At 65.9% G+C, this 4,540-nt stretch carries 5 protein-coding genes; 3 read left to right on the top strand and 2 right to left on the bottom strand.

The window, feature by feature from the left end; translation table 11 throughout:
- Positions 1–212, bottom strand: a 212-nt coding sequence (locus I71_RS35945) for a sigma-70 factor domain-containing protein (RefSeq protein WP_280109873.1), incomplete at its 3' end; no start/stop codon positions are given.
- Positions 213–930: 718 nt separating this feature from the next.
- On the opposite strand from I71_RS35945, the gene I71_RS14015 reads away from it, so the two are divergent.
- The 3 genes from I71_RS14015 (at position 931) to I71_RS14005 (ending at position 3,862) form a co-directional block, all read left to right on the top strand.
- On the top strand, positions 931–2,172 hold the full coding sequence (locus I71_RS14015; protein WP_083897154.1) for a polysaccharide pyruvyl transferase family protein: 1,242 nt from the start codon (positions 931–933) through the stop codon (positions 2,170–2,172).
- A 14-nt stretch (positions 2,173–2,186) separates the two neighbouring features.
- Entirely contained in the window at positions 2,187–3,344 is a 1,158-nt protein-coding gene (locus I71_RS14010; RefSeq protein WP_042695472.1) for a hypothetical protein, read from the top strand.
- A gap of 89 nt (positions 3,345–3,433) precedes the next feature.
- Positions 3,434–3,862 (top strand): DUF1810 domain-containing protein, encoded by a 429-nt coding sequence (locus I71_RS14005; RefSeq protein WP_042695471.1) that lies wholly within the window; start codon positions 3,434–3,436, stop codon positions 3,860–3,862.
- A 10-nt stretch (positions 3,863–3,872) separates the two neighbouring features.
- Here the strand turns inward: I71_RS14005 and I71_RS14000 are convergent.
- Positions 3,873–4,540: Ldh family oxidoreductase (locus tag I71_RS14000; RefSeq protein WP_042695470.1), on the bottom strand; the 668-nt coding region annotated here is incomplete at its 5' end.

The raw sequence follows: 4,540 nt of genomic DNA, 5'->3' as shown, positions 1-4,540 counted from the left end.
AGATGGCTGCCGACCAGTTGGTCCAGGGCGGCCGGGTCCTGCCGCTCGTGCCAGCGGACGGCCAGCTCCTGCTCCTGTTCCGGCGTCAGATACTGATACTTGCGGGCGTCCTGCAGATAGAGCTGCATCGGTTCGGCAGAGCGGGGTTCGGCAGGGCGGGTTTGAGCGGTACGGGTGGTCTCGGTCGTGTGGGTTTCAGCATTTCGCTGCATGGTGTCTCTTTTTCTCCCAGCCGACGGGAGCGGCGCCGCGGGTCAAGACCCAGGCGTTGTTCGGGTCGGTCCTGTTGAGGGGCGGTTTTTGGTTCGTTGCGTTGCCGGCATTCGACGCTGCCGGACGGCGTGCACCGGGCTCGGTGCAGGAACGGGTAGAGATCGGGCCTCTCCAGCCCGGCGGGCGGCGCCGCAGCCGGGGAAGGGGGTCACAGCGGCCAGCACGCCGCAGGGCCGGAGAGGAACGGCAGGGCCACGCGATCAGCGCAGCCGAACCGGTGGAAACATCAGGGGCATAGGGGCGAAAGCCAGTCTATCGGGGCCGGCGCCATCAGCGGCGCAACAGGCTCTATATAGGAATTGTCACAACGCATAAAAGGGGCGCCCAGGCGAATTTTCCTGGCACCCCAACTGAATTTCGGTTCCCGCCACTTTTCGCGGGAACGCTCAGGAAAATAGGAGGTGCCGTCACGGCTTTCAACCCCCGAACTGTTCATCGAACATCTTTCGATTTTCGACGGATAATCGCAAGACAATTGACCAACTACGAGCAGGATTAATTTATATATATCCATATATAAAAAACATATAGAAAGCCTAATCGTTATCAATCAACAATATCTGAACGATATTTTTATGATGTCACTTGCAGTCTTACCTCGTCTGCGCTTACCGTCAGCGTGTTTCCAGCATCCACCGACCCGAGGCTAGAGCCGATATGCTTGAAGACATCGTCATCGATACTCCTGTCGACCGGCCGCACTCTTCCGGGCAAGCCTCCGGCCGTGCGCCGTCCCAGCCTCTGCGCGTCGCGGTTCTGTGGAAAACGCCGAATCTCGGCCTCTATTCGAACACCGCCTTTGACGACCTGTACAACGGCATTGGGCACAACAATGGCAACCTCGCCTTCGTGCATTCTATCTGCAGCCACATCACCAATCCGGTGAAGCATTTCAGCTGGGGCTCCTCGGCGGAGACGTTGCGGAACAACGCCGACATCATCGTCATCCCCTGCGCCAACCAGCTGGGCCGCCACACCGATTACGGCCAGATGGCGGAGAATCTGGAGAAATCCGGCCTGCCCATCGTCGCCATCGGTCTCGGTGCCCAGGCGAACAGCTACGACCACGACATCGAACTCAGCGCCGGCACGCTGCGCTGGGCGCAGGTGATCGCGGCCTCGAACCCGTCGTCGGCCAGTTCGCCCAACATCTACACCCGCGGTGCCTTCACCACCGCGCAGCTGGACAAGCTGGGCATCACCGGTTCGCTGCCCGGCGGCTGCCCGTCGCATTTCCTCAATCAGGCGCCGGGTCTTGGGCGGAAGATCCACGCCAACTGGTCGGCGCTCGACCTGCCGCGCTCGATCACGGTGGCCGGCGGACATCAGGCCTGGGTCAAGACTCGCGAGATCGAACACCAGCTGATCGCGCTGATGATGGATCCCATCGCCCCCGGCCAGTACATTGTCCAATCGATGGGTGAGATGATCCGCGCCTCGCGCGGGTTGTTCGACAGCATCGACCCGCATGCGCTGAAGGAAATCCACCGTCACACCGTGCCGCATTACTCCTTCGAGGAGTTCAAGGCCTGGTGCCGCAACTACATGCGCTCCTATTATGATGTGCCGGCCTGGATGGATACCCTGCGCCAGCAGGATTTGACCATCGGCTGCCGCTATCACGGGGTCGCGCTGGCGATCCAGGCGGAGCGGATGGGCCTGACTGTGACCATCGACTCCCGCACGCGCGAGCTGTGCGAAAACACCGGCGTGCCCTATGCCGACGCCGCCGACCTGACGATGCCGCTGACCCGCAGCCGACTGAAGTCGCTGATCGCGTTCGATCCCGACGCCTATGACCGCCACCGCGCGGAATCGGCCGCCCGCTATCTGGACTTCCTGGTCGCCAACCGGCTGCGGCCGGCAGCCTTCCTGAAATCCATCGCGAACGGCAAGTGACGGTAAGAGCCGCCATGTTCCGCCGGACCGCCGCCCTCGCGTTCACGCTGGGCATGGTCGCCACGCAGGCCGCCACGCAGGCCGATGCCCTGACGGTCAGGACAGTGGGAGAGCCGGAGACGGTCACCTCCTGGCAACGCGACGCCTGCGCCGAAAGCGACGCGCCGGACACCCCGGCGCGCGCCTTCCGGGATGCGGGCGGCACGGTGCACCTGATCGCCTCGCACTCCACCGCGCGGGCGCTGACCGGCCCGTCACTGGATGCCGTGCGGCCGAATTGCCGGGTGATCTTCCAGGGCCATGCCCAGGACGATCCGCGCCTGCATGACGACCGCAGCTGGATCTCGTCCTTCTACACGCCGGATGGTACCACCGTCTTCGCGCTGGTCAGCAACGAGTTCCACGCCCAGAAGCGGCGTGCCCTCTGTCCGTCCGGCGAATACATGCGCTGCTGGCGCAACAGCATCACCTCCGCCATTTCCAGCGACGGCGGGGCAAGCTTCCGGCTGAGCGCCCCACCGCCGAACCACACGGTGGCGACCCTGCCCTATCCCTACAGCGGCGATGTCGGCCAGCGCACCGGCTATTTCGCACCCAGCAACATCGTCCGCAACGGCGACCACTGGTACGCCTTCCTGTGGGCCGAACGGTTCGGGGCGCAGCAGCGCGGCGCCTGCCTGATGCGGACCGACAATCTCGCCGATCCGCGCGCATGGCGCGGCTGGGACGGCAAATCCTTTTCCGTCCGCTTCGTCCGCGAAACCCAGGCCGGAGACCCGCCGGAGGCCCATGTCTGCGCGCCGGTCGCCCCCGATGTGCTGCAAGGCACCGTGCGCAGCATCGTCCGCCACCGGGCGAGCGGCCTGTTCATCGCTACGCTGGCGATGACCCGGGACGGCCAGACCGGTGTCTGGACCGCCACCTCGCCGGATCTGGTGAACTGGTCGAAGCCGCAGCTTCTCCGGGCGGCCCCCTTGCTGTTCCGCTACGGCTGCGGCGACGCGGCGGCCTTCGACTATCCGGCCCTGCTCGACCCCGGCAGCCAGAGCCGCAATTTCGAGGATGTCGGCAAGTCCGCCTACGTCTACATGACGCGGCTGAACCTGGACAAATGCAGGATCACCTGGAACCGCGACCTCGTCCGCATGCGGGTGGAGATCGACGGCGGCTGATCCGGCAGATCCGGTGCCGGCACAAAGCCGTTGCCAAATGTCCGCGTCCAACCGATCTGTCGGTTTGACCCTGATTGAGGAACGGTGCCATGCCGGACGGCGATCCCTTCGACCTCCAGCGCTTCGTCACGGCGCAGGACCCGGTCTTCGCGACCGTGATCGACGAATTGCGCAATGGGCGGAAGCGCAGCCACTGGATGTGGTTCATCTTCCCACAGCTGCGCGCCCTCGGCCGCTCCCCCACCGCGCAGTTCTATGGCATCGCGTCGATGGACGAGGCGCGGGCCTATCTGGCCCACCCGGCCCTCGGTCCCCGGCTGGTCCAGGCGACGGAGACCGTCCTGTCCGTGCGGGAGCGGACGCTTCACGAGATCTTCGGCTCGCCCGACGACCTGAAGTTCCGCTCCTGCATGACCCTGTTCGCCGAGACGGAGCCGGCAGGGAGTCTTTATCGCAAGGCGCTGGACCGCTACTGCGACGGCCGGCCGGACGACGCGACGCTGGCGCTGCTTGGCTGACCGCCGGCCGTCAGGCCAGCAGTTCGCCAAGCTCCAGCCCGCGCTCCCGGCCCAGGCTGTCCAGCATCGCCAGCGTCGCGCCGTCCAGCGGAATGCCGTCGGCCAACCGCTGCCGGCGGGTCCGGCTCTCCGGTTCGCCCGGCATCTGGATGGCGTCGGCCCCCTGCGCCGTCGGGGTGTCGCGGACATAGGCGACCAGATCGTCCAGATCGGCCGCCCATTGGGCGTTGCCGCCGCGCGCCGGGTCGAAGACGATGGCGAACATGTTGTTCATCACCCGGCCGGAATTCTGGTGCGACGGCGTGCCCGGCATCGCCGAGGCCAACGCCCCGGCCAGCACGTCGCACATCAGCGCCAGCCCGAACCCCTTGTGCCCGCCGAGCGGCAGCAGGGCGCCGGACGGGTCCTGGAACATCACGGCGGGATCGCGCGTCGGGTCACCCTTGGGGTCGAGCAGCAGACCCGGCGCCATCTCCTGCCCCTTGCCCATGGCGACGCGGCATTTGCCGACGGCAACCGCACTGGTGGCGAAATCCAGGATCAGCGCCGGTGTGGCGTTGGTGGCCGGAACGGCGATGCAGATCGGGTTGGTGCCCAGCCGGGGCCGGGTGCCGTCATGCGGCGCCACCGACGGGCGGGTGACGACATGACGAAGGCCAGCGCGATCAGACCGGATCG

The organism is Azospirillum sp. B506, assembly GCF_000333595.1.
Classification (GTDB): domain Bacteria; phylum Pseudomonadota; class Alphaproteobacteria; order Azospirillales; family Azospirillaceae; genus Azospirillum.
This window is presented reverse-complemented; position numbering and strand designations above follow the sequence as displayed.